Source organism: Edwardsiella sp. A.80236 (genome assembly GCF_044540725.1).
In the GTDB taxonomy this organism is placed as follows: Bacteria; Pseudomonadota; Gammaproteobacteria; order Enterobacterales; family Enterobacteriaceae; genus Edwardsiella; species Edwardsiella tarda.
The window spans coordinates 1-1,908 of record NZ_JBIUCY010000051.1; the positions used below are offsets into that span (position 1 = coordinate 1).

General features: G+C 51.6%; 2 protein-coding genes and 1 pseudogene. All 3 read left to right on the plus strand.

Going from position 1 to position 1,908, the window contains the following annotated elements; all coding sequences use genetic code 11:
• Positions 1–82: 82 nt before the first annotated feature.
• Complete coding sequence (gene dfrA12, locus ACEQFP_RS17375; protein WP_001083725.1) at positions 83–580, plus strand: trimethoprim-resistant dihydrofolate reductase DfrA12; 498 nt, start codon at positions 83–85, stop codon at positions 578–580.
• A gap of 111 nt (positions 581–691) precedes the next feature.
• Positions 692–982 (plus strand): DUF1010 domain-containing protein, encoded by a 291-nt coding sequence (locus ACEQFP_RS17380; protein WP_001336345.1) that lies wholly within the window; start codon positions 692–694, stop codon positions 980–982.
• A 5-nt stretch (positions 983–987) separates the two neighbouring features.
• Positions 988–1,826 (plus strand): annotated as a pseudogene (locus ACEQFP_RS17385) (AadA family aminoglycoside 3''-O-nucleotidyltransferase).
• Positions 1,827–1,908 lie beyond the last annotated feature (82 nt).

A 1,908-nucleotide genomic window follows, 5' to 3' on the forward strand; every position in this document is an offset into this window, starting at 1 on the left:
ACGCCGTGGGTCGATGTTTGATGTTATGGAGCAGCAACGATGTTACGCAGCAGGGCAGTCGCCCTAAAACAAAGTTAGCCATATGAACTCGGAATCAGTACGCATTTATCTCGTTGCTGCGATGGGAGCCAATCGGGTTATTGGCAATGGTCCTAATATCCCCTGGAAAATTCCGGGTGAGCAGAAGATTTTTCGCAGACTCACTGAGGGAAAAGTCGTTGTCATGGGGCGAAAGACCTTTGAGTCTATCGGCAAGCCTCTACCGAACCGTCACACATTGGTAATCTCACGCCAAGCTAACTACCGCGCCACTGGCTGCGTAGTTGTTTCAACGCTGTCGCACGCTATCGCTTTGGCATCCGAACTCGGCAATGAACTCTACGTCGCGGGCGGAGCTGAGATATACACTCTGGCACTACCTCACGCCCACGGCGTGTTTCTATCTGAGGTACATCAAACCTTCGAGGGTGACGCCTTCTTCCCAATGCTCAACGAAACAGAATTCGAGCTTGTCTCAACCGAAACCATTCAAGCTGTAATTCCGTACACCCACTCCGTTTATGCGCGTCGAAACGGCTAACCATTCCGTCAACGGGACGCCAAAATGCTGCGCATTTTGGTTCCCTCCGCTGCGCTCCGGCTCTCGTTACGTCCAACGTTAGCACCACTGAAACCCAGCTTTATTTAGCTCATGTTTATTCAAACGGCATTTAGCTTTTCAGGCGTTATTCAGTGCCTGTTTTGCCTTTTTTCCGGGCTTCGCCTGCATGGGCTGCGCAGGTTTTCAGTCTTTTTGGCCTCTAGCCCTTGCGTAGCAAGCGCAAGCAGCTATCGTTTTTGCAGTGCTGTGCCGCCTCGGTGGCGCAGCGTTTTTTCACGGTTAGCGCCCGTCGCCAAATTCAAGTTATCCGTTTTGGCTTCTGGTTCTAACATTTCGGTCAAGCCGACCCGCATTCTGCGGTCGGCTTACCTCGCCCGTTAGACATCATGAGGGAAGCGGTGACCATCGAAATTTCGAACCAACTATCAGAGGTGCTAAGCGTCATTGAGCGCCATCTGGAATCAACGTTGCTGGCCGTGCATTTGTACGGCTCCGCAGTGGATGGCGGCCTGAAGCCATACAGCGATATTGATTTGTTGGTTACTGTGGCCGTAAAGCTTGATGAAACGACGCGGCGAGCATTGCTCAATGATCTTATGGAGGCTTCGGCTTTCCCTGGCGAGAGCGAGACGCTCCGCGCTATAGAAGTCACCCTTGTCGTGCATGACGACATCATCCCGTGGCGTTATCCGGCTAAGCGCGAGCTGCAATTTGGAGAATGGCAGCGCAATGACATTCTTGCGGGTATCTTCGAGCCAGCCATGATCGACATTGATCTAGCTATCCTGCTTACAAAAGCAAGAGAACATAGCGTTGCCTTGGTAGGTCCGGCAGCGGAGGAATTCTTTGACCCGGTTCCTGAACAGGATCTATTCGAGGCGCTGAGGGAAACCTTGAAGCTATGGAACTCGCAGCCCGACTGGGCCGGCGATGAGCGAAATGTAGTGCTTACGTTGTCCCGCATTTGGTACAGCGCAATAACCGGCAAAATCGCGCCGAAGGATGTCGCTGCCGACTGGGCAATAAAACGCCTACCTGCCCAGTATCAGCCCGTCTTACTTGAAGCTAAGCAAGCTTATCTGGGACAAAAAGAAGATCACTTGGCCTCACGCGCAGATCACTTGGAAGAATTTATTCGCTTTGTGAAAGGCGAGATCATCAAGTCAGTTGGTAAATGATGTCTAACAATTCGTTCAAGCCGACCGCGCTACGCGCGGCGGCTTAACTCCGGCGTTAGATGCACTAAGCACATAATTGCTCACAGCCAAACTATCAGGTCAAGTCTGCTTTTATTATTTTTAAGCGTG

What these genes read in the sequence shown, in the direction of transcription:
- dfrA12 (WP_001083725.1), top strand. Translation starts at nt 83, where the DNA reads ATGAACTCGGAATCAGTACGCATTTATCTCGTTGCTGCGATGGGAGCC.
- ACEQFP_RS17380 (WP_001336345.1), top strand. Translation starts at nt 692, where the DNA reads ATGTTTATTCAAACGGCATTTAGCTTTTCAGGCGTTATTCAGTGCCTG.